Source organism: Microvirga roseola (assembly GCF_020866965.1).
Lineage (GTDB): Bacteria > Pseudomonadota > Alphaproteobacteria > Rhizobiales > Beijerinckiaceae > Microvirga > Microvirga roseola.
In genome coordinates this window covers 268,851-291,625 of the sequence record NZ_JAJATX010000001.1, presented here as the reverse complement: position 1 = coordinate 291,625, position 22,775 = coordinate 268,851, and the positions used below count along the sequence as shown (strand labels likewise).

19 protein-coding genes and 1 pseudogene are annotated in these 22,775 nt (G+C 62.9%); 7 read left to right on the top strand and 13 right to left on the bottom strand.

Annotated features, from left to right (window positions below; all coding sequences use genetic code 11):
* Positions 1-128: 128 nt before the first annotated feature.
* The 10 genes and pseudogenes from LG661_RS01405 to LG661_RS01360 all read right to left on the bottom strand — a co-directional run bounded on the left by LG661_RS01405 (position 129) and on the right by LG661_RS01360 (position 9,376).
* The gene (locus tag LG661_RS01405; RefSeq protein ID WP_230530058.1) at positions 129-1,169 is read right to left on the bottom strand and encodes a phosphotransferase; all 1,041 of its coding nucleotides are present in this window, start codon (positions 1,167-1,169) and stop codon (positions 129-131) included.
* A 44-nt stretch (positions 1,170-1,213) separates the two neighbouring features.
* Positions 1,214-1,689 (bottom strand): annotated as a pseudogene (locus LG661_RS01400) (MaoC family dehydratase).
* A complete protein-coding gene (locus tag LG661_RS01395) occupies positions 1,686-2,510 on the bottom strand; it encodes an SDR family NAD(P)-dependent oxidoreductase (protein ID WP_230530078.1) in 825 nt (274 codons plus the stop codon). Before LG661_RS01395 ends, LG661_RS01400 begins: the two are co-directional and overlap by 4 nt.
* Positions 2,511-2,523: 13 nt before the next feature.
* Positions 2,524-4,167, bottom strand: coding sequence for a long-chain-fatty-acid--CoA ligase (locus LG661_RS01390; RefSeq protein WP_322098827.1), 1,644 nt, complete (start codon positions 4,165-4,167; stop codon positions 2,524-2,526).
* A 52-nt stretch (positions 4,168-4,219) separates the two neighbouring features.
* Positions 4,220-4,681, bottom strand: a complete 462-nt coding sequence (locus LG661_RS01385) for a PaaI family thioesterase (RefSeq protein WP_230530057.1) — start codon at positions 4,679-4,681, stop codon at positions 4,220-4,222.
* Between the two features lie 79 nt (positions 4,682-4,760).
* Positions 4,761-5,927, bottom strand: coding sequence for an ABC transporter substrate-binding protein (locus LG661_RS01380; RefSeq protein WP_230530056.1), 1,167 nt, complete (start codon positions 5,925-5,927; stop codon positions 4,761-4,763).
* Between the two features lie 118 nt (positions 5,928-6,045).
* Positions 6,046-6,753, bottom strand: coding sequence for an ABC transporter ATP-binding protein (locus LG661_RS01375; RefSeq protein ID WP_230530055.1), 708 nt, complete (start codon positions 6,751-6,753; stop codon positions 6,046-6,048).
* On the bottom strand, positions 6,740-7,504 hold the full coding sequence (locus LG661_RS01370; RefSeq protein WP_230530054.1) for an ABC transporter ATP-binding protein: 765 nt from the start codon (positions 7,502-7,504) through the stop codon (positions 6,740-6,742). The genes LG661_RS01375 and LG661_RS01370 overlap by 14 nt, the downstream gene beginning before the upstream one ends.
* Complete coding sequence (locus LG661_RS01365) at positions 7,497-8,513, bottom strand: branched-chain amino acid ABC transporter permease (protein ID WP_230530053.1); 1,017 nt, start codon at positions 8,511-8,513, stop codon at positions 7,497-7,499. The genes LG661_RS01370 and LG661_RS01365 overlap by 8 nt, the downstream gene beginning before the upstream one ends.
* Entirely contained in the window at positions 8,513-9,376 is an 864-nt protein-coding gene (locus tag LG661_RS01360) for a branched-chain amino acid ABC transporter permease (protein ID WP_230530052.1), read from the bottom strand. Before LG661_RS01360 ends, LG661_RS01365 begins: the two co-directional genes overlap by 1 nt.
* 432 nt (positions 9,377-9,808) lie before the next feature.
* Here LG661_RS01360 and LG661_RS01355 point away from each other — a divergent pair, with 432 nt between their 5' ends.
* The gene (locus tag LG661_RS01355; RefSeq protein WP_230530051.1) at positions 9,809-11,092 is read left to right on the top strand and encodes a TetR/AcrR family transcriptional regulator; all 1,284 of its coding nucleotides are present in this window, start codon (positions 9,809-9,811) and stop codon (positions 11,090-11,092) included.
* On the opposite strand, the gene LG661_RS01350 is transcribed toward LG661_RS01355, so the two are convergent.
* The 3 genes from LG661_RS01350 to LG661_RS01340 form a co-directional block, all read right to left on the bottom strand.
* On the bottom strand, positions 10,996-11,988 hold the full coding sequence (locus LG661_RS01350; protein ID WP_230530050.1) for an alpha/beta fold hydrolase: 993 nt from the start codon (positions 11,986-11,988) through the stop codon (positions 10,996-10,998). The genes LG661_RS01355 and LG661_RS01350 overlap by 97 nt on opposite strands.
* Positions 11,989-12,005: 17 nt before the next feature.
* Positions 12,006-14,075, bottom strand: coding sequence for a 3-hydroxyacyl-CoA dehydrogenase NAD-binding domain-containing protein (locus LG661_RS01345; protein ID WP_230530076.1), 2,070 nt, complete (start codon positions 14,073-14,075; stop codon positions 12,006-12,008).
* 87 nt (positions 14,076-14,162) lie between these two features.
* A complete protein-coding gene (locus LG661_RS01340) occupies positions 14,163-15,365 on the bottom strand; it encodes an acetyl-CoA C-acyltransferase (RefSeq protein ID WP_230530049.1) in 1,203 nt (400 codons plus the stop codon).
* Between the two features lie 262 nt (positions 15,366-15,627).
* On the opposite strand from LG661_RS01340, the gene LG661_RS01335 reads away from it, so the two are divergent.
* Genes LG661_RS01335 through LG661_RS01310 form a run of 6 tightly spaced genes read left to right on the top strand, consistent with a single transcriptional unit; the run spans position 15,628 to position 22,755 of the window.
* Positions 15,628-16,641 carry an NADPH:quinone oxidoreductase family protein gene (locus tag LG661_RS01335; RefSeq protein ID WP_230530048.1) on the top strand — a complete coding sequence of 338 codons (1,014 nt, stop codon included), beginning with the start codon at positions 15,628-15,630 and terminating at the stop codon, positions 16,639-16,641.
* Complete coding sequence (gene pimA, locus LG661_RS01330; RefSeq protein WP_230530047.1) at positions 16,638-18,311, top strand: dicarboxylate--CoA ligase PimA; 1,674 nt, start codon at positions 16,638-16,640, stop codon at positions 18,309-18,311. Before LG661_RS01335 ends, pimA begins: the two co-directional genes overlap by 4 nt.
* A 47-nt stretch (positions 18,312-18,358) precedes the next feature.
* A complete protein-coding gene (gene pimC, locus LG661_RS01325; RefSeq protein WP_230530046.1) occupies positions 18,359-19,555 on the top strand; it encodes a pimeloyl-CoA dehydrogenase large subunit in 1,197 nt (398 codons plus the stop codon).
* A 36-nt stretch (positions 19,556-19,591) separates the two neighbouring features.
* Entirely contained in the window at positions 19,592-20,740 is a 1,149-nt protein-coding gene (locus LG661_RS01320; RefSeq protein WP_230530045.1) for an acyl-CoA dehydrogenase family protein, read from the top strand.
* A gap of 12 nt (positions 20,741-20,752) precedes the next feature.
* A complete protein-coding gene (locus LG661_RS01315; RefSeq protein ID WP_230530044.1) occupies positions 20,753-21,994 on the top strand; it encodes an acyl-CoA dehydrogenase in 1,242 nt (413 codons plus the stop codon).
* The gene (locus LG661_RS01310) at positions 21,991-22,755 is read left to right on the top strand and encodes an SDR family NAD(P)-dependent oxidoreductase (protein WP_230530043.1); all 765 of its coding nucleotides are present in this window, start codon (positions 21,991-21,993) and stop codon (positions 22,753-22,755) included. Before LG661_RS01315 ends, LG661_RS01310 begins: the two co-directional genes overlap by 4 nt.
* Positions 22,756-22,775: the final 20 nt, after the last annotated feature.

Sequence of the window (22,775 nt, the reverse complement as noted above, 5' to 3'; positions counted from 1 at the left end):
ATCCAATTGCCGCCTGATCAAACGGCATTGTTCAGGGCCGACTAATTACAGAGCAAAGACCGGTATTATCAGGCGCAGGAGACACCTTTGATTCTGCGCTTGTAGAGTCTTCCTCTCCTTGCCTGCCGCTAAGGAGCATTGCTGGAGATCGTGAGGTCCATGGCCATCCCGGCGAGCAAGGGCACCATTTCACCCATCCGGCGGGCGCGCTCCGGGTTGGAGGCGTTGCCGTTGAGGGAGCGTTTGTAGACCCCCTGCAGGATCGCTGCGAGACGGAAGAAGCTGAAGGCGAGATAGAAGGGCCAGTGGTCGATCTGACCGACGCCAGTTCGCCGGCAATAGCGCTCGATGTACTCGTCTTCGCTCGGAATGCCATAGGCCTGCCGGTCGAGGCCTCCCAATCCGCGGAAGATACCATCGGAGGGCAGCCGCCACTGCATGCATTGATAGGCCAGGTCGGCAAAAGGATGCCCTAAAGTCGACAGTTCCCAATCGAGGATAGCCAGGATGCGCGGACCGGACGGCGCGAAGATCATGTTGTCGATCCGGTAATCGCCATGGACCAGGCTTACCCGCCCGCCATCAGCCGGCGTCTCCCGTTCGAGCCAAGAGATGAGCGCATCCATGGACGGAACCGGGTGGGTTTCGGAGGCGCGGTACTGGCCGGTCCAGCGGGCGATCTGCCGCTCGAAATAGCTGCCAGGGCGACCGTAATCCGCAAGCCCGACGGCAGCGGAATCGACCCTGTGCAGTGCAGCGAGAGCGGCATTCATGGAATCGTAGATTGCCCCGCGCTCCTCGCGGGCGAGATCGGGCAAGGACCCGTCCCAGAAGATTCGGCCATCCACATAGTCCATGATGTAGAACATCGACCCGATGACTGTCTCGTCCGTGCACAGATGGTGGGTGCGCGGAACAGGCACGTCGGTCTGCGCCAGGGCAGAAATGACCTGATATTCCCGGTCCACCGCATGGGCCGATTTCAGAAGCGTGCCGGGCGGCTTCCGCCGCAGGACGAAGCGCCCCTCGGTCGAGTTGATGAGAAAGGTGGGATTCGATTGGCCGCCTGCGAACTTTTCGGCACTAAGGAGGCGCCCGAAGCCGGGGATGTTCGCCGAAAGATAGGGACCAAGCCGCTCGGTCTCGATATGCGCCGTTGCTGAGGTCATCTGAAACCCTGCCCACCTGTTTCCTGCCGCACGGGAACGGCAGCTCAACCCAGAACCGCCAGCGTGATCCAGTCCGCAAAGAGAGCCGGCTTCTCCGCCCCCTCGATCTCGATGCTCACTTGGTAGCGCAGTATCGCCTCGGAGGCAGAACGCATCTCGATCCCGGAAAGCGTAAAGCGTCCCCTCACCCGCGCTCCGGATGGTACGGGCGAGAGAAAGCGGACCCGGTCGAACCCGTAATTGATCCCCATCCTGCGCCCCTCGATGGGCGGCAGGATCTCCTGCCCCACCGCGGACAGGAGAGACAACGTGAGAAATCCGTGGGCGATGGTGTTCCCGAACGCGTCTCGGCCGCAGCCTTTTCCGGATCCACATGGATGAACTGATGGTCGCCCGTGACCTGCGCAAAGTGATCGATCAGCTCCTGATCGATCCTGCGCCAGGAGGAGACACCAATCTCCTGGCCAATGCGGGTTTTCAGAGCGTCGAGAGAAACGGAAGGGAGGACATGGGCATTCATCCGGCCATCTCTCCGAACAGCTTTCCGCCTGTCTCAACTCCGATGCCACCGTCGAGCGGAATGATTGCGCCTGTGGTGTAGGCTCCTCCACGCCCGCAGAGGAAGAGAAGCGCTCCCGCAATGTCATCCGGACGGCCTATGCGGCCGAAGGGAACACCAGCCGCGACAACTGCGCGGCGCGCCTCGTCGCCTGTGGCAAAGGCTGTCATGCGGCTCTGGAAGGGTCCGGGTGCGAAAGCATTTACGGTAATGCGGCGTCCAGCAAATTCCTGCGCCAGAATCCGCGTGAGATGGTGCACCGCCGCTTTCGATGCGGCATAGGAATAGGCATTCTCGCCGATGGGCTGGGCTCCCATGACGGAGCCCAGATTGACGACCCGGCTCGGATCGTCGTCGCTGGCGGCACTCTCGAGCAAAGGCAGCAACTGCTGGGTCAGGGTGAACAGGCCCGCCACATTGACGGAGAAGACCCCCTCCCAGGCTTTGTGCGGGAACTGCTCCAGCGGCTCGCCCCAGGACTTGCCTGCATTGTTGACAAGGATGTGGAGGCGCTGGGTGCGTACCTTGACCTCTCCTGCGAGTGCCATGACTCCGGCCTCGGTCGCGACATCGCCCGCAAAACCCTCGGCCGTCCCTCCAGCGTCGAGGGCGTTCAGTTCCTGCGCTACGGCCTCGCAGGCCTCGCCCTTCCGCGAGGCAATGACCACATGCGCTCCGGCCCGCACCAGGGCTTCTGCAATCATGCGCCCGATTCCTGTCGCACCGCCTGTGACGAGCGCCGTCTTCCCCATTACCGAGAACAGGCCTTCAAGATAGCTCACCGACATCGGCCGCTCACGCTGCTGTTGGAAGGACGTAGTCCTTCAGGAGCTTGCGCAACTCGAGCTTGGAGATCTTGGCGGTGGCGGTGAGCGGAATGCTCTCGACGAACAGCACGTCGTCCGGAACCTGCCAGCTGGCGACCTTCGTACTGAGATAGGTAAGGATGTCCTCCTTGGCCGGCTTGGCATCCGGCTTCGGCACCACGACGAGAAGCGGGCGCTCTCCCCAGCGGGGATGCGGCATGGCAAGCACGGCGCAGTGCGCAACGCCTGGACAGCCGAGCGCGGCATTCTCCAGGTCGATGGAAGAGATCCACTCGCCGCCGGATTTCACGAGATCCTTGGTGCGGTCCACGATCTGGAGGAAACCGTCGGGCGTGATCTTGGCCACGTCGCCGGTCCTGAACCAGCCCTCCGCATCAAGCGCCTGCGCCGTCGCGGCCTCATTGTTGTAGTAGCCCGAAGCCACCGATGGACCGCGCACGCAGAGCTCGCCGAAGGCTTCGCCATCCTTCGGCAGTTCCTTGCCGTTCTCGTCGACGATCTTCATCTCCACCATGAAAAGACGACGGCCCTGGCGTACTTTCAGGGCAATTCTCTCCTCGAACGACAACTGCTCCATCTCCGGCGTCAGAGTTCCGAGCGTGCCGATGGGGCTCATCTCGGTCATGCCCCAGCCATGGCAGACCTCGACGCCGAAATCCCGCTCAAAGGTTTCGATCATCGGCTGTGGAGCCGCCGATCCGCCGATCAGAACCTGTGCAAGCCCTTCGGGCTTACGGCCCCGCAGCTTCATTTCATTGAGAAGCCCGAGCCACACGGTCGGCACGCCCCAGCTGTTGTGAACTTTCTCGCGATCCATCAGGTCGAACAAACTGGCTCCGTCGAGCTTCGGCCCTGGGAAGACCAGGGATGTGCCCGAGAGTGGGGCCGAATAGGGAAGGCCCCACGCATTCACATGGAAGAGCGGGACCACTGGAAGGATCTTGCGGTCGGAGCCGAACGCCCGGGGCGATCCGATCACTCCCGACGTGGCATGGAGCACGTTGGACCGGTGGGAATAGAGCACTCCCTTGGGCTCGCCGGTGGTGCCGGACGTGTAGCTGAGTGCGGCAGCGGTGTTCTCGTCGAGCTCGGGCCAGACAATCGTGTCAGGCTGGCCGGCGAGCAGGTCCTCGTAGCACAGCAGACCGTCAAGGCCGTCCTGGGCCGGCATCGTCTCGCGGCCCGTCATCGCGACATATTTGAGATTGCTCGGGAGCTTCGGCCGAAGTCCGGTGACCAACGGCGCGAAGGTGATGTCGAAGAACAGCAGGCTGTCCTGCGCATGGTTCACAATGTAGGCGAGCTGCTCCGGGAAGAGGCGCGGATTGATCGTGTGGCACACGGCTCCGATGCCCGAGATGGCATAGTAGAGCTCGAAATGCCGGTAGCCGTTCCAGGCAAGCGTCGCAACCCGGTCGCTGGGCTTGACGCCGAGAGCAAGGAGGCCGTGCGCCAGGCTCGCGATGCGCTTACGAATGTCCTTGTAGTTCGTGCGGTGGATCCCGCCCTCGACCGTAACCGATACGATCTCGGCATTGGGATGGACTTCGGCGGCGTAATCGATGATTGCCGGGATCGACAGCGGCCGATCCAACATCATTCCCTTCAACATCGTTTCCTCCCTGGTTATTGCTTGTTCTCAGGAAATATAACCGACCCAGAACTTATCCAGCCCGCCGAAGGGCCGGCATGGCGGCTTGATCAAGAACGGCAATCGTCGCAAGCGCGACTGCTGTCTGCTTCTCGCGCCCATCTTTCGCCGTGAACACGTCCGCCGCCACGATGACCATGCGGCTACCGGGCTTGACCACGCGCGAGCGGCAGATGAGCCGGTCGCCGTCGGCCGGCGACAGGAGATTGAGCTTGTATTCGGCCGTGAGCACGCCCTGTCCGGGCTTGAGGACCGTTGCCGCGGCAATGGTCGTGCCGTTGTCGATCAGGAAAGCCGTGACGCCGCCATGAAAGAGGCCATGCTGCTGGAGCAGCTCGTCGCGCCGCGAGACGGAAATCGTTGCAGAGCCGGGGGCGAGATCATCGATATGTGCCCCCACGAGACTCATGAAGCCCTGGAGAGCGACACGCTCCCGAATTCCGGCCGCACGGCTTTCGAACGAAATCGTGTCCATGCCGATTGCTTCACCTCTCGTATGCAGATCTTGGTAGGCAGGACCGGCCGTTGCAGCCGATCCTGCCTGCCCATTTCAGTTACTGTCCGAGGCTCGACGCCTCGACGCTTTCGACCTTGCCGTCCTTGACCACACCGACAACGATGTTGGCATTGCTTCCGCCACGCTCGTCGACGCTTGTGATCCGGGCAGGATTTTTCTCCGGCGGCAGGTTGCCATAGGCATCGCTCAGCTTGGCGTGGATCGCCTTCGCATCGGAGACGGTGCCGGCGAGCTTCATGGCCTCGGCTACCGCATTGAGGGTCGAGTAGTGATAGGAAGCCTCCGTGCCGGGATTCCGGTCGTAGAGCTTCTTGAACTTCGCGATGAAGTTCTCGGTGCCAGGACGCTTGTCATAGATCAGCGGCAGAACGCCGACAGCGCCTTCCAGCATTTCCATGCCGCCGATAACAGCCGCCATCTCATCGAGCTTGGCCTGATCCATGACGGCGAAGCCGCCCTGGAAGCCGAGTTCACGCGCCTGTTTGGCAACCAGCGCCGTCGGCTCGGAAGCGCCGCCGATGAACATCACATCGGGATTGGCCGCCAGCACCCGGCTCACACCGCTGTAGAAGTCGGTATCCTTGTTGTAGGACATCGGGTTCTCGGCCACGACCTCGCCGCCGGCCTGCTTCCAGGCCGGTGCGAAGAGCTGCGCCCACGCCTTTGCATAATCATGGTCGGCACCCGCCATGGCGAGCTTCTTGCCGAAGTTCTTCATCTGCACGCTGATGAAGGGCTGCACATAGCCTGCAAAGGACGGCGGGATGCGCAAGGTCAGCTTGTTGCCGCGCTCGGTCATAGCCGGCACGCTGGTGTAGGCCCCGAGAATGAATCCGTCCTGCTCGTTGAAGGCCTGAATCGCGAAAGCGCCACCCGAGTGGGGCGTAAAGATCATCGGTGCATTGTTCTGCGCCCGGAGACGCTTGGCGTTCACGGCCGCTTCGCTCGGCGAGTACTTATCGTCCAGCGCCACGATGTTGAACTTGTACTTCTTGCCGTTGACCTCGAAGCCGCCGGCGTCGTTGATCTCCTTCGCCGCCATTTCCAGGCCGGTGAGGGTATTCTTGCCGTAAAGCGCTGCGCCGCCGCTCAGCGGACCGGTATAGCCGATATTCACCGTCTCCTGAGCGAGAGCGCCGGAGGTGAAGGAGGCCGCCAGCGTCGCGACGCCTGCTGCCTGTGTCAGGTGTTTCCAAAGAGCCATGTGTTTCCTCTCCTTTGTGATTGCTTCGGCAGGGGCTCGACTTTTAGGAAGCGGTCCCTGCTTCTTTCTCATTGGCGGATCGCATAAGGCGGTCCGCAGGCCCTAACCATCGGCGCCGTCAGGCGCCGATATAGGCTTTTCGAACGCGCTCATCGCTGAGCAGTGTGTCCCGGTCTCCCTCCATCACGATACGGCCACTTTCGATGACATAGGCGCGTTGAGCGATCTGAAGGGCCGCATAGGCATTCTGCTCCGCTAGAAGCACGGTGGTCCCGCTTTCGTTGACCGCCTTAATGACCCCGAGAACCTGCTTCACCACGAGCGGAGCAAGACCCAGGGACGGCTCATCGAGAAGCAGAACCTGCGGCCGCCCCATCAGGGCCCGGCCGATGGCCACCATCTGCTGCTGACCGCCGCTCAAGGAACCGGCGGCATCATCCCTCTTCTCGTAGAGGATCGGGAACATCTCGAAGACCTCATCGAGGATCCTCTGGGTTTCCGATCTGTCCTGGCGATGGACATAGGCTCCGAGCAGAAGGTTCTTTCGCACGGACATCTCGGGAAAGAGCTTACGCCCCTCCGGGCAATGGACGACGCCGGCCTGCACGATCTGTGACGGTTTGCGCCCCAAGATGCTCTGGTCCTTGAACCAGATATTGCCGCGGGAGAGCTTGCGCAGGCCGCTAATGGCCATGAAGAGGGAGCTCTTCCCGGCGCCGTTGGCCCCCAGCATCACCACCAGTTCGCCGGGATCGGCGTGGATCGAGATGCCGTCCAGGGCGCGAAAGCTGCCGTAGTTCAGTTGTGCCCCTTCAAGCCGCAGCATAGTCAGCTCCCAGGTAAGCTTCGATGACGCGCTGGTCCGCGCGGATCTGAGCCGGCGTTCCTTCCGCGATCATCTCGCCGTGGTCGAGCACCACGATCTTGTCAGCAAGGCTCATGATCATGTCCATCTTATGCTCGATGAGGCAGACCGTGAGCCCGTTCCGGACCATCTTCCGGATCAATTCGGCGAGACCCAGGGTCTCCTCCGGATTGACGCCGCCGGCGGGCTCGTCGAGCAGCACGATCTTCGGATCGGTCGCAAGTGCAAGCGCGAAGGCGATGCGTTTGCGCTCCTCCTGCGAGATGTCGGCGGCTAGGTGGTGCGCAATGGAGGACAGCCCGACGAAATCGAGCACCTCCTCCGCCTTCGCCCGGCAGCGACATTCATCTTCCTTCAGACGCGAGGTGTTCATCACCACATCCCAGAAGGTGGAGGTGGTGCGCAGGCGATGCCCCACGATCAGGTTGTCGAGAACTGTCGCCTGATCGAAGAGATTGGTCGTCTGGAAGGTGCGGGCGACGCCGAGCCTCGCGACCTGGTCGGGCCTGAGGTTGGTCACGTCCTGACCATCGAAGATGATCCGGCCGGAGGTCGGGCGGTGATAGCCGCTTACGAGATTGAAGAAGGTCGTCTTGCCGGCACCGTTCGGACCGATGATCGCGTTGATCCGCCCAGCCTCGAAAGTGGTGGTGACCTCACGGACCGCGACCAGTCCGCTGAAGCGCTTGGTGAGTCCTTGAACCTCAAGCATTGGTGCGGGCCTCCTGTGCAGTGCCGACGACGGCCCTCTGGGTGCGTCTGTCCTTGGCGGATGCTGCCGCACGCCTTGCCTGCCGCTGCCGGTAGAAGCCGATGAGACCCTGCGGGAAATACATCACCAGAAGAATCAGCAGCGGACCGAAGACGATCATGCGGTAGTCCTGCAGGAACTGCAGGGACTGCGTGAGCCAGGTGAGCAACACCGCTCCGAGCAGGGGGCCGAACAGGGTCCCGATGCCGCCCACCAGGATGAAGGCGATCATGTCGAAGGTGTGGCTCTCGAGCGCCATGCCCGGCCCGATGAAGCGCACGAAACCGGCATAGAGGGCGCCCGCTAGGCCGGCATAGAACGTCGAGAGCACGAAGGCGAGAACCTTGGTGCGCATCAGGTTGATGCCTAGGGTCTCGGCGAGATCCTCGCCGTTGCGGATGGCGAGAAAGGCCCGGCCGAGCAGCGAATTCACGATTCGGCTCATCACCCACATGCTGACCACGAGGAAGAACAGCACGAGGTAGTATTGCGACCAGGTATTGTCGAAGCGGATCGGACCCAACCCGGTAGGAGCCGGAATATCGATGATGCCAACGGTGCCATGGGTCAGGGCATCCCACTTCTCGATGATGAGATAGATGATGAATCCCACGCACAGGGTGAAGATCGAGAAGAAGTGCCCCTTGAGCCGCAGCGAGATGAGGCCGGCGAAGAACCCGATAAAGGCGCTCAGGATCCCGGCGAGAGCGAAGGCGGCCCAGTAGGGCACGCCGTAGTCGACGGTGAGAATGCCAACGGTGTAGGCGCCGATGGCCATGAAACCCGCATGCGCCAGATTGAGCTGCCCCGTATAGCCCAGGATGAGGTTCAACCCGACGGCCGCGATCGCCATGATGTAGGCCAGCGACATCACATAGATGTAGTAGTCGTTCGCCGCGATCATCGGGAAAACGATACCTAGGGCCAGCAGGACTGCGAGCAGGGGTTTTTGGAAGGTTTTGGACGGCATCACCGGGCTCCGCTGGGAAAGAGGCCTTGGGGCCGGATCGACAGGATCAGGACGAGCAGCGCAAAGGCGATGATGTCTTTGTAGTCCGTCGAGACGTAGAAGGCGCCGAAGCTCTCGGCGAAGCCAATCACGAGGCCACCGATAATGGCGCCGGGAATGCTGCCCATTCCGCCGATAATGATGATCACGAAGGCCTTCATGATCACGAGATGGCCCATCGATGGATAAACCAGGTTGATGGGAGCAAAGAGCGTCGCAGCCACGGCCGCCAGGGCGCCCGAGATGGCGAAGGTCAGGACGGATACCTTCGTCGCATCGATTCCGACTAGTGAGGCCCCTTCCCGGTTCTGCGCCATGGCGATGATCGTCGAGCCGGTGAGCGTACGCGTGAGGAAGAGGTGGAGGACGAGCATGAGCCCGAACGCGGCCGCGATGATGATGAGCCTTTGCGCAGGAGCGACCAGATCGAAGACCCGCACGATCTGCGTGTAAGGCGGCGCGAGACGATGGAACTCCGCACCCCAGATCGCCTGCACGCCGGCTTCGAGGAAGAGCAGAAGGCCTATAGCCGCAATCATATCATGAAGTGGAGGCGCATTCCTGAGGCGGTGGAAAACGAGACGGTCCGACAGGACGGCGAGCAGCGCGACGAAAGCCGCAGCGCCCAGCATGGCGACCCAGTAGTTCGCGCCGGCAGCGCCGACGAGATAGAAGGCCACATAGGCGCCGACCATGTAAAGGGCGCCGTGAGCGAAGTTCGGAATATGAAGAATCCCGTAAACGAGCGTCAGTCCCAGGGCCACGAGGGCATAGACACTGCCGAGGGTGAGCCCGTTCAGGAGCTGCTGAAAAAAGATATTCAAGGAGCCGCGTCCTCCTCCTGGGGCCGGACTCTCGACAACCGGTCGCAACACTCACGCCCATTCAGGCGGAAGATGGGCCCCGCCCTGGGGTCGGGACTGCCTTGCTTCCGGCCGTCCGATAGCCTCGGACCGTTTCCTCTCGAATGATCGGTACGGATTTTCTGGTCCGCGCCGCCAGCGGTGCTACATTGGCCCCGCCATCTGATTGAATCGAAGATTGGCACGGACTTTTTGTGCCGTCAACGGATCGTTGCCGATGGATTCTGCAGTATTCCGCCAGTGCGAGCAGCTCAGATTCGAAGGATTAGAATAAACGGTACAGCCAAATGGCCCAGAAACCGTGGTCTCGCGACCATGTCACATGTATGCTAGGAGCCGGACAGGACCGGATCGGGCTATCGACCGGCCCGAACAGGGGATTGTGGAACGATCATGAAGGCCTCCTCCGATGCGCTCCCGCGGCAGACCAAGCGCTATGAACAGAAGCGCCAGGCCATCCTGGACGCTGCGGTGCGCCTCTTCAACCAGAAGGGCCTGAAGGGGACCACCTTGGCGGATGTGGCCCAGAATGTCGGCCTCGTCACGAACAGCGTCACCTATTATTACCGGAAGAAGGAAGAGCTTGCGACCGCGTGTCTCCTGCGCTCCCTCACCGTCCTGGAGGAGCTGATCGCCGCCTCGCTCCGCGCGGAAACGCCCGAGGCGCGCCTGCGCATGATCCTGCAGCTTTATGTCGAAAGGCTCGCCGAGAGCGCCTCGGGAGATCAGCCGCCTCTCATGAGCTTCAGCGACATGCGCGGCCTGACGAGCCCCCATGTGGAACTGGTGTTCAGCACCTACAATCAGATGTTCCGCCACCTGCGCGGCCTGTTCGAGAGCGATGCCCTTCCGCTGAGCCGGGCACAGCGCAATGCCAGAGCCCACCTGCTCCTCTCCGTCATGCACGGCATGCGGCATTGGCTCGATCACTACGAGCCCGAGGATTACGGGCGGGTTGCGGAGCGGATGAGCGACATCCTGATCAACGGCCTTGCCGGCCAGCAATCGATCTGGCAACCCGCCATTCTGCCGCCCATGGCCTGGCCCTCGGCAGATGAGATCTCGCCGGAAGCCTTCCTCCGCTCGGCAACCAGCCTCATCAACGAACAGGGCTACCGCGGTGCCTCGGTCGAGAAAATTTCGGCACGGCTCAATGTCACGAAAGGGTCGTTCTACCACCACAACGACAACAAGGACGATCTGGTGGCGAACTGCTTCGAACGGACCTTCGCCGTGGTGCGGCAGGTCCAGCGTGCAGCAGAGGTCAGCGGTCAGACCGGCTGGGACCGCCTCTGTGCGGCAGTCAGCGGACTGATCGCCTATCAGCTCTCAGATCAGGGACCTCTCCTGCGTATCTCAGCATTCAGCGCCCTCCCCGAGGGGCTGCGGCGCGAGACAAAGCGCACGATGGACCGCTTGGCTCAGCGTTTCGGCGGCTTTGCCGTCGACGGCATGGTGGACGGCTCAATCCGCCCGTTGGATCCATCCGTCGCGGCCCATCTGGTCGACAGTATGGTCAACGCCTCGGTCGAACTGGAATGGTGGGTTCCGGGCATTACGCCGGAAACCGCCGCAGATCTCTATGCCAAGCCGCTGTTCGTCGGAATCTTCGCGCCCGAGGCCGAAGCCCAGCCCTCTACCAATGTGCGCAGGGCCGCGACCAGCGCAAGCGGCTGATCGATTGGCACGTGGTGATAGGCTTCGGGGATTTCGATCACCGGCGCACCAGAGGCCAGAAGCCCACGCATCCTCGCGATGTCGCCCTCGTGCATCATGCCTGAGCGGGAACCCAGCAGGATGGCCAGGGGGCACTTCGGGGAGGACAGGGCCGGAGCCGGATCCTCCCACTCGTAGTCGCGCCAGAGAAACGGATCGAAGCGCCAGGTCCACCCTACCCCTTCCGCCGTTTCGACCTGCATCAGGGAGGTCCGCGCGATGTAGTCGGCAATGAAGAGGTTCTCGCAAGGTTGGGCCGGCACGAGTCGGAAACGCTGCAGCGCAGCGTCCAGTGTCGGATAGATCTTGTGGGGGCGCATCTCCCAGGCGGCGCCCTTCTCCCGGCGTTCCCGCCGCCGCTCCATCGAGAAGATCGGCGTATCGATGACGATGGCGCCGCCCAGGCGTTCCCCGTGCCGCGCAGCAGCCTCGAGAACCGGGAGGCCGCCGAGCGAATGGCCGATGAAGACCGGCTTCACCGAACTGTCGAAAAGCCCCTTCTCCTTGGCGACGGTCACGGCCTCCTCGACGAACAGATCGAAGGAATAGCGCTCGCGCCGGCTCGAACTCCCCATCCCCGACAGGGAGAAGGCGGCGCACCGATAGTGCTGCGAGAAGAACGGAGCGATGAAGCTCCACCAATCCGCGTGCGCGCCGTTACCACGCAGGAAGAGGAGCCCGGGCTTTCCGCGATCTCCCCAGGCAAGGGTTTCGATGCGGGCTCCCGCGGCCTCAACGAAGCCCCGCTCCGCCGCATCTGCCAGGGCCCTCTCGAACCAGACCGGCGCGGGAGGACGGGTGCCGCCAAGCGAGGCAAGCGGCGCATGAAGCTTGGGATCGGGCGCCGTGTCATTCATCGAAGAACGTCCTGCCGTCAGAGATCGCGGAAGCCCTTGCCTTCTGCAACCAGCCGCTCGAGCAGGGCTGAAGGCTTGAACTCGGCCCCAAACTGCTTTTCGTACTCCCGAAGCCGTTCGAGCACATGGCCGAGGCCAACCTGCTCACCATAGAACATCGGGCCGCCGCGATAGACCGGCCAGCCATAGCCGTTGATCCAGACGATATCGATGTCGGAGGAGCGGATCGCGATCCCCTCTTCCAGGATCTTCGTGCCCTCGTTGATCATCGGATAGATGCAGCGCTCCAGGATTTCCTGGTCGGAGATCGCGCGGCGTGTAACGCCCTTCTTGGCGGAGAGATCGAGGATGATCTGCTCCACGAGCTTCGATGGCTTGGCGTTGCGGTTCTCGTCATAATCATAGAAGCCCGCGCCCGTTTTCTGTCCGCGCCGGTCCTGCTCGCAGAGGATCTCCCGGATTGTCTCGCCCTTCGAGGTTTCCCGCGACCAGCCGATATCGAGGCCGGCGAGATCTGCCATGGCGAATGGCCCCATAGGAAGGCCGAAATCATAGAGCACGCGATCTACGTCCCACGGCATCGCGCCTTCCATGATCAGGCGATTGGCCTCGCGCTGGCGCTGCTCGAGCATTCGGTTCCCCACGAAACCGTGGCAGACGCCGACCAGTACGGCCACCTTGCCGATCTTGCGGCCGAGTTGCATGGCGGTGGCGACGACCTTCTTGTCCGTCTTTTCGCCGCGCACGACCTCTAGGAGGCGCATGACATTCGCCGGTGAGAAGAAGTGCATGCCGAGCACGGATTCCGGCCGCTTCGTCACCGACGCGATCTCATTCACGTTGAGATAGGAGGTGTTGCTGGCGAGAATCGCACCAGGCTTGGCAATGGCGTCGAGCTTCGTGAAGACCTCCTTCTTGATGGCCATGTTCTCGAACACGGCCTCAATGATGAGGTCGCAATCGGCCAGATCCTCGAGCTTGAGGCTACCGGTGAGGAGGCCCATCCGACGCTCCACATCCTCTGCCGACATGCGGCCCTTCTTGGCCGTGGTCTCGTAGTTGCGGCGAATCACCGACAGGCCTCGCTCCAGCGCCTCGGGCTTCGCCTCGACGATGGTTACGGGAATGCCGGCATTGGCGAAGTTCATCGAGATGCCGCCGCCCATAGTGCCCGCGCCGATGACGCCGACCTTCTTGATCGGCAGGGTCGGCGTGTCTTCCGAAATATCCGGGATTTTCCAGACCTGGCGCTCCGCGAAGAACACGTGGCGCTGGGCGGCCGACTGCTCGCCGCTCACAAGTTCCTGGAACAACTCGCGCTCCAGCCTGATGCCCTCATCGAAAGGCAGGTTCACGGCGGCTTCGATGCAGAGGATGTTGTATTCAGGTGCTTGGAACCCGCGGAACTTGCGGGCATTCGCCTTCCGGAAGGCGTCGAAGATTTCCGGCTTGCCGCGCGCCGCCGCGACCTTGTCGTCGAGATCGCGCACCTTCTTCAGGGGACGGCTCTCTGCTATGACCTTGCGGGCGAAGGCGACAGCGCCTGCCAACAGAGCATTCTCGTCGACGATCTCGTCGACGATACCCATGTCCTTGGCCGCCTTCGCCGAAATGGGATTGCCCGAGGCGACCATCTCGAGCGCCTGCTCGGGGCCAACGAGCCGCGGAAGTCGCTGCGTGCCGCCAGCGCCAGGGAGAAGGCCAAGCTTCACTTCCGGAAAGCCGCACTTGGCCGAGGGCACGGCGACCCGATAGTGGCAGGCGAGCGCCGTTTCCAGGCCTCCGCCCAGAGCCGTACCGTGCAGGGCGGCAATGACAGGCTTCGATGCAGCCTCGATGATATCGATGACTTCAGGCAGATTCGGATGCTTCGGCGGCTTTCCGAACTCGCTGATATCGGCACCGGCAAAGAAGGTCCGGCCGGCGCAGTGCAGCACCACGGCTTTGACTGCCGGATCGGCTTCAGCCCGCCTGATGCCCTCGGCAATGCCCTCGCGGACCTGAGCCGAGAGAGCGTTCACGGGAGGCGAATCGACGGTGAGCACGGCGATGTCGCCGTCGCGCGCCAACTCGACGGCGGAATTGATGCGGGTTGCGGAAGTCGTATCGGCCGCGGTGTCCATGCTGCTCTCCTCCCCTGATCCTTCGCGTTTGCCCGAAGCTATATCCTGATCTCAGTAGATTTCGAAAAGACCGGCTGCGCCCATGCCGCCGCCGACGCACATGGTGACGACGCCAAATTTTGCCCCGCGGCGCTTGCCTTCGATGAGGAGGTGTCCGGTCATCCGCGCACCCGACATGCCATAGGGGTGTCCAATGGAGATGGCGCCGCCGCTCACATTCAGCTTCTCGTTGGGAATGCCAAGCCGATCGCGGCAATAGAGCACTTGGCAGGCGAAGGCCTCGTTGAGCTCCCAGATGTCGATATCGTCCATGGTCAGGCCGTGCTGCTTGAGTAACTTCGGCACGGCGAAGACCGGCCCGATGCCCATCTCGTCCGGATCGCACCCGGCTACGGCCATACCGCGATAGGCTCCGAGAGGCTGCAATCCGCGGCGCTCTGCTTCCTTCGCTTCCATGAGAACGGCCGCCGAAGCGCCGTCGGAGAGTTGGGAGGCGTTTCCCGCCGTGATGAAATGCCCTTCCTTCACCCGCTGCCCGTCTTTGAAGACAGGGTTCAGGCTCTGAAGATCCTCGAGCCGGGTCTGAGGCCGATTGCCCTCGTCCTGCGAGAGCGTCACCTCCCGCTCGGACGCAGCGCCGGTGGCCTTGTCGACGACGATCATGCTCGTCGTCATCGGCACGATCTCATCCTGGAAGCGCCCTTCGGCCCGTGCCTGCGCCGTACGCTGCTGCGATTGCAGGGCATATTCGTCCTGCGCCTCGCGGGAGACGCCGTAACGGTCGGCAACGATCTCGGCCGTCTCGAGCATGGTCATGTAGAGCGCCGGGATCTTCTCAACGAGCGCGGGATCCTGCCCCCGGTAGCGGTTGGCCTTGTCGTTCTGGACCAAGGAGATCGATTCGAGGCCGCCCCCGACAGCGATACCGATCCCGTCGACGATAATCTCCTTGGCGGCAGTCGCGATGGCCATGAGGCCGGAGGCGCACTGGCGGTCCATGCTCATGCCGGCAACGCTTGTGGGCAGCCCTGCGCGCAATCCTGCCTGGCGGGCGATGTTCGACCCGGTCGAGCCCTGCTGCATCGCTGCGCCTACGACTACATCGCCAACCTCGGCCGGAACGATTCCGGCGCGTCTCACGGCCTCGGCGATGGCGTGACCTCCAAGAGCCTGGGCCTGGGTATTATTGAAAGCCCCGCGATACGCCTTCCCGATCGGGGTACGTGCCGTGGAAACGATGACAGCCTCGCGCATATCGGGATCCTCCCTGGATCGTTCGGAGCCGTTCGGCTTCCTGATCTTGAGTGTCTTGGAGCAAGTCGGCCGGAGCGGCCCGCATCCGCGTCGACTCTATTAATGACAATATCGGTATGCTCCTGTCCACCCCAAATCCTTTTACAGATATGGGAAAAAGTCTCATCGCCACTATTTTTAGAAAAACCGGCTTGCATCTCGCAGCACGAGCGATACCCTGTCTTCAATAACAACGGTACGCTTTCTTGGGAGGAAGCGAAGGATGCTGGCTCTTCTGAGCAAGCAGCCCGGCGGTCCGGGTCTGCTTGAACTGGAAACCGTGCCCGACCCGCGCCCGAATCCGGGCGAGATCCTCATGTCGGTCAAGGCATGCGGGGTGAACTATCCCGATGCGCTCATTATCGAGGACCGCTATCAGTTCAAGCCGGAACGCCCGTTCGCTCCCGGCAGCGAAGTCTCAGGGATCGTCGAGGCGCTGGGCGAAGGCATGACCTCTCTGAAGGTCGGGGACCGGGTGATCGGCTCCTGCGGCTGGGGCGGCATGGCCGAGAAGCTCGCCCTTCCCGCCGAACGGTGCATTCCGATGCCGGATGCGATGCCATTCGATGAAGCCGCCGCCTTCATAATGACCTATGGCACCTCCTACCATGCCCTCAAGGACCGGGCCCATCTCAAGCCCGGCGAGGTCCTGCTGGTGCTGGGCGCAGCCGGTGGCGTCGGTCTGGCAGCCGTGGAACTCGGCAAGGCCATGGGGGCACGGGTTATCGCCGCCGCCTCGTCGGAGGAAAAGGCTGCGCTTGCAAGACGGCATGGCGCCGACGAGAGTATCGTCTATCCGTCGGGGCCCCTCGACAAGGACGGCGCGAAGGCCCTGGCCGATCAGTTCAAGGCCGTCTGCGGCCCGAACGGGGCGGACGTGGTCTATGACCCAGTCGGCGGCGACTACTCCGAGGCGGCGCTGCGCGCCATCGCCTGGGAAGGGCGCTTCCTCGTGGTCGGCTTCCCAGCCGGAATTCCAAAGCTTCCTCTCAACCTGCCGCTCCTGAAATCCTGCCAGATTGTCGGCGTATTCTGGGGTGCCTTCGCCAGGCGCGATCCGCAGGCCAACGCCGCCAATATCCGGGAACTCCTCGACCTTTATGCACGCGGCGCCATCAGGCCCGTCATCTCCGAAAGGGTGCCTCTTGAGCGCGCCGGAGAGGCCATCTCAGCCCTGAGCGCCCGCAAGGCGCTTGGTAAGATCGTTGTGACCATGGACGGAGCGGAAGCTCGATGAGCCGGCCAATCTTCCCCTGGGAGCGATCCTATCCGCAGAATGTCCGGTGGGATTCGCCCATCAAGACGACGACGCTGCCGCAGCTTCTCGACGATGCGGTCGCGGCCTTTGGCGATAGTCCCGCCATCGAGTACCGCGACAAGCGGATCAGCTTCAGGGAGCTGGGCCGGCAGGCGGATGCCATGGCCGCCGCCCTGATCGGATCGGTGGCCAGCAGGGATGAGGCCGTCGCTCTTTATCTCCCGAACACCCCCTATCATCCTTACGCCTTCTTCGGGGCTGCGAAGGCTGGCATCCGCCTTGCTCACCTGAGCCCCCTCGACGCTGAGCGGGAGCTGGCGCACAAGCTGCATGACAGCGGTGCTCGCACGCTCGTGACGACGAACCTCGCCGGCATGCTTCCCATGGCGCTGAAGCTCTTGGATAGCGGCCATGTGGATCGGGTGATTGTCGGTGAGGACGCCGTCTGGGGCCCTTCACCCGCTCCTGTTATGCCAATTCCCGAGCGGCCGGGCGTGATCTCCTTCGAGGCCTTCACACGCGATGCCGCTCCGCCCGCGCAATGGCCTTCCGTTGCGCCCGAAGACATTGCGCTTCTACAGTATACCGGCGGCACAACCGGCATCCCGAAGGGTGCGATTCTCACACACGCCAATCTCACGGCGGCGGTCGCCATGTACGAGGCCTGGTTCAGCCCTCAGCTGAACACTCCGCCGGGTGCGCAGAAGGTGATCTGCGTTCTCCCGCTCTTTCATATCTATGCCCTGACCACGATCCTGCTGCGGCAAATCAAGAACGGCAACGAGATCCTGCTGCGCCTGCGCTTCGATCCAGAAACGACCCTGCGGGACATCGAGGTCAAGCGCGCCTCCGCATTTCCCGGCGTTCCCACCATGTGGATTGCGCTCGCCAACTACCCAGGCCTCGAGAAGCGGGACTTCTCCTCCCTGATCCATTGCAGCTCAGGCGGCGCTCCCCTGCCGGTCGAAGTGGCCGAGCGGCTCAAGAGGCTGACAGGACAAAACCTCCTCGGCGGCTGGGGCATGACGGAAACCTCTCCCGCAGGCACCAACATCCCCCTCAAGGGGCCCCCGAAGCCTGGCACCATCGGCATTCCCATGCCGGGCGTCGAGCTCGATATCGTCTCTCTCGATGAGCCCCGCAGGCTGCTCGGCATTGGCGAGATCGGCGAGCTCCGCATTCGGGGCCCTAATATCAGCCGGGGCTACTGGAACAAGCCGAAGGAAACGGCGGAAGCCTTCACGGAAGGCGGTCTTCTCACCGGCGATATCGGCTACATGGACGAGGACGGCTATTTCTTCATCGTCGACCGCCGTAAGGACATGATCATTTCAGGCGGGTTCAACGTTTACCCTCAGGTGATCGAGCAGGCGGTCTACGAGCATCCGCAGGTGGAAGAGGCCGCTGTCATCGGTGTACCGGATTCCTACCGAGGCGAGGCCGCCAAGGTCTTCGTGAAGTTGAAAGCTGGCGCGTCGGGCTTCACGCTCGAAGAACTGCAGGCCTTCCTTGCGGACAAGATCGGCAAGCATGAAATGCCGACGGCCCTCGAGATCAGAGATGCGCTCCCGCGCACGTCCGTCGGCAAGCTCTCCAAGGTCGAGTTGCGCGAAGCGGAGAGAAGCGGGCTTCAGAGCGCTGCGCCATGATCATTTTTACTCATTCAACCTGTATTTGCGCCTAGAGGACATCCGCCATGGATCTGCGATTCACCGATGACGAACTCGCCTTCCGGGACGAGGTTCGCGCCTTCTTCCGCTCGGCCCTGCCGGACTCGATCCGGCGCAAGATGATCGACGGCCACCATCCGAGTAAGGAGGACCTTGTCACCTGGAGCCGCATCCTCAACGCCAAGGGCTGGGCCGTGCCGCACTGGCCGGTGGAGTGGGGCGGCACCGGCTGGAGCCCCGTCAAGCAATACATCTTCCGCGAGGAGCTGCAGAAGACCCCCGCGCCCGAGCCCCTGGCCTTCGGCGTCAACATGGTTGGTCCTGTCATCTACACCTTCGGCAACGACGAACAGAAGCGCCGTTTTCTGCCGCGAATCGCCAATCTCGACGACTGGTGGTGCCAGGGCTTCTCGGAGCCGGGCGCCGGCTCCGACCTCGCTTCCCTGAAAATGACGGCTAAGCGCGACGGCGATTACTACATCGTCAACGGCCAGAAAACCTGGACCACCCTCGCCCAACATGCGGACTGGATCTTCTGCCTCGTGCGCACGGATTCGTCCGTGAAAAAACAGGAGGGCATTTCCTTCCTGCTCGTCGACATGAAGACGCCCGGCGTCACGGTTCGCCCGATCCAGACCATCGATGGCGATCATGAAGTGAACGAGGTGTTCTTCGACGATGTGCACGTTCCGGTCGAGAACCTCGTCGGCAAGGAGAACAAGGGCTGGGACTACGCCAAGTTCCTGCTCAGCAACGAGCGGGTTGGAATTGCCCGCATCGGCATCTCGAAGGCGCGCCTGCAGCGCGTGCGGGAACTCGCAAGCCTGGAGCGGATCGGCGACGTGCCGCTGATCGAGACCCCGCGGTTCCGCGAAAAGCTAACCGCCGTGGAGATTGATCTTAAAGCGCTGGAAATGACGCAGCTGCGTGTGGTGGCGGCCGAAAGCCGTCGCGAGAAGGGCAAGCCCGATCCCGCCTCCTCGATCCTCAAGATCAAGGGTTCCGAGATCCAGCAGGCCACCACCGAATTGCTGATGGAGGTCGTGGGTCCCTTCGCCCTTCCCTACCAGCCTGAGGAGGACGGCCGGAACGAGCCCTTCGACGGACCCGATTGGGCCAGCACCGCCGCGCCCACCTATTTCAACTGGCGGAAGGTTTCGATCTACGGCGGCTCCAACGAAATCCAGAAGAACATCATCGCCAAGGCGATCCTGGGGTTCTGACCCCCTCCCGAGATACGAGCGTGAGGAAACGCGGACATGGACTTTGATCTCAGCGAAGAACAGCGCCTGCTGAAGGACAGCGTCGACCGCCTCATGGCGGACCGCTACGATTTCGAGAGCCGCAGGCGTTATGCGAAGGAGCCCGAGGGCTGGAGCCGGAATTTGTGGAGCGCCTATGCGGAACTCGGCCTCCTCGCCCTTCCTTTCGACGAAGCCTATGGCGGCTTCGGCGGCGGGCCGGTGGAGACTATGACGATCATGGAAGCCTTCGGCCGCTCGCTTGCGCTTGAGCCTTATCTCGCCACGGTGATTCTGGGCGGCGGGCTTCTGCACCAGGGCGGAAGCGAAGAGCAAAAGATAGCCTATCTGCCTCAGGTCGCCTCTGGCGAACTGCGCCTCGCCTTCGCCCATACGGAGCGGCAGTCGCGCTACGACCTCTTCGATGTGGCCACGACCGCGCAGCGCGACGGTACGGGCTTCGTGCTCGACGGCCAGAAGAGCGTAGTGCTGCACGGCGACAGCGCCGATAAGATCCTCGTAACGGCGCGCGTTGCGGGCTCACGCCGGGATCGCGCCGGCATCGGTCTCTTCCTCGTCGATGCGAATGCGGCGGGCTTCTCGCGGCGGGGCTATCCCACCCAGGACGGCCAGCGTGCCGCCGAAGTGACTCTGGAGTCCGTGCGAGTCGATTCGGCAAACGTCATTGGCGATCCAGAAAACGCTCTGCCGGTGGTCGAGCGCATTGCGGATACGGCCATGGCGGCCCTTGCCGCGGAAGCGGTCGGCGCCATGGACGAGATGCTCCAGCTCACTGTCGACTACCTGAAGACCCGCAGCCAGTTCGGAACCACCATCGGCTCCTTCCAAGTGCTGCAGCACCGCTCCTCCGAGATGTTCGTCGCGCTCGAACAGGCGCGCAGCATGGCGATGTTCGCGGCCATGATGGCGCAGGAGGAGAATGAGGAAGAGCGCCGCAAGGCCATTGCCGCCGCGAAGGTGCAGATCGGACGCTCCGGCCGCTTCGTCGGCCAACAGGCGATCCAGCTCCATGGCGGCGTCGGCATGACCATGGAGTACAAGGTCGGTCACCTCTTCAAGCGGGTGACGATGATCAACACCCTTTTCGGCGATGCCGACCATCATCTGTCCAAGCTCGCCGAGGCCGGCGGCCTCATGGCGGCTTGAGAGGAGGAATCAATGCTGTTTCCATTGAGCTCCAGGGCAGAGGAACTCCGGACGCGGGTCAAGGAGTTCATGGAGGCCCATGTCTATCCCGCTGAGGAGGTTTTCGAGCGGCAGCTTAACGAATTGCCGAGCCGCTGGGGCGTCGCGCCTGTCATGGAAGACCTGAAGGCGCGCGCCAAGGCCCAGGGCTTGTGGAACCTGTTTCTGCCAAAGCGGCACTATCCCGATTCGCTGACCAATCTGGAATACGCGATGGTCTGCGAGATCATGGGCCGCTCGCCCATTGGCGCCGAGCCCTTCAACTGCTCCGCGCCCGATACGGGCAACATGGAGACGCTCATCCTCTATGGAACGGATGAGCACAAGCAGCGCTGGCTCAAGCCCCTGATGGAAGGTGAGATCCGCTCCTGCTTCGCCATGACGGAGCCGGACGTGGCCTCCTCGGACGCCACGAACATACGCACCGAGATCCGACGCGACGGCGACGAGTACGTGATCAACGGGCGCAAGTGGTGGACCTCCGGCGCCATGGACCCGCGCTGCAAGATCGCCATCGTCATGGGCAAGACTGACCCGGATTCGCCCAAGCACCAGCAGCAATCCATGATCCTGGTGCCAATGGATACGCCAGGCGTTCAGGTCATCCGTCCGCTCACGGTTTTCGGCTATGACGATGCACCTCACGGCCACGCGGAAGTGGTGTTCGAGAACGTGCGCGTTCCTGCCTCCAACATCCTGCTCGGCGAAGGGCGAGGCTTCGAGATTGCGCAGGGCCGCCTGGGGCCAGGGCGCATTCACCACTGCATGCGCTCCATCGGCCTGGCCGAACGGGCGCTGGAAACCATGTGTAAGCGCGCGGTGGCGCGCAGCACCTTCGGCAGGCCGGTGGCCGACCATGGCGTGACACGCCACTGGATTGCCGAGTCGCGCATGGAGATCGATCAGGCGCGCCTGCTCACGCTCCAGGCTGCCCGCATGATGGACGAGGTCGGCAACAAGGCGGCGCGCGCCGAGATCGCCATGATCAAGGTGGTGGCGCCGAACGTGGCGCAGAAGGTCGTGGACCGGGCGATCCAGGTCTGCGGCGGCGGCGGCGTCTCCCAGGACTTCCACCTCGCCTATGCCTATGCCCGCGCCCGCGTCCTGCGGCTCGCCGACGGCCCGGACGAGGTGCACCGCGAGACGGTCGCCAAGATCGAGCTCTCGAAATACAAGGCCGCCGGCCAACCGCACAATGCAGGACCTGCCGCATGATGAACCCCTTCGGTCTCACCGGAAAAGTGGCCATCGTCACCGGATCGAGCCGCGGTATCGGCCGCTCTATCGCGGAAACCATGGCCGATCTCGGCGCAAGGGTCGTGGTATCGAGTCGCAAGATCGAGGCCTGCGAGCCCGTAGTCGAGGGGATCCGGCAGCAGGGAGGCGAGGCCATCGCCATCCCCTGCAACATCTCGCGCAAGCCGGAAGTCGAGGCGCTGGTCGCAGGCGCTCAGGAGCGCTTTGGACCCATCGACATCCTGGTCTGCAACGCCGCCGTCAATCCCGTCTACGGCCCCATGAGCAGCCTCGGCGACGAGGCCTTCGACAAGATCATTGGCGCCAACGTGAAGAGCAACCTCTGGCTCTGCAATCTGGTCATGCCCGGCATGGCCGAGCGAGGCGGCGGAGCGGTCGTGATCATCTCCTCCATCGCCGGCATCAGGGGCACGGGCGTGATCGGCGGCTACGGCATCTCCAAGGCGGCGGACTTTGCGCTTGCGCGCAATCTCGCAGTCGAGTGGGGACCGAAGAACGTGCGCATCAACTGCATCGCGCCGGGCCTGATCAAGACGGATTTCGCCCGCGCCCTGTGGGAGGATGAAAAGGTGCTGGAGCAGCGCAACGAGCAGACGCCGCTCCGCCGCATCGGGACTCCCGACGAGATTGGGCCCGTGGCCGCCTTCCTCGCCTCTCCAGCAGCAAGCTTCATGACCGGCCAGACGGTCATCGTGGATGGCGGCGTCACCATCGCATGATCGGCCTGCGCACCATTGAC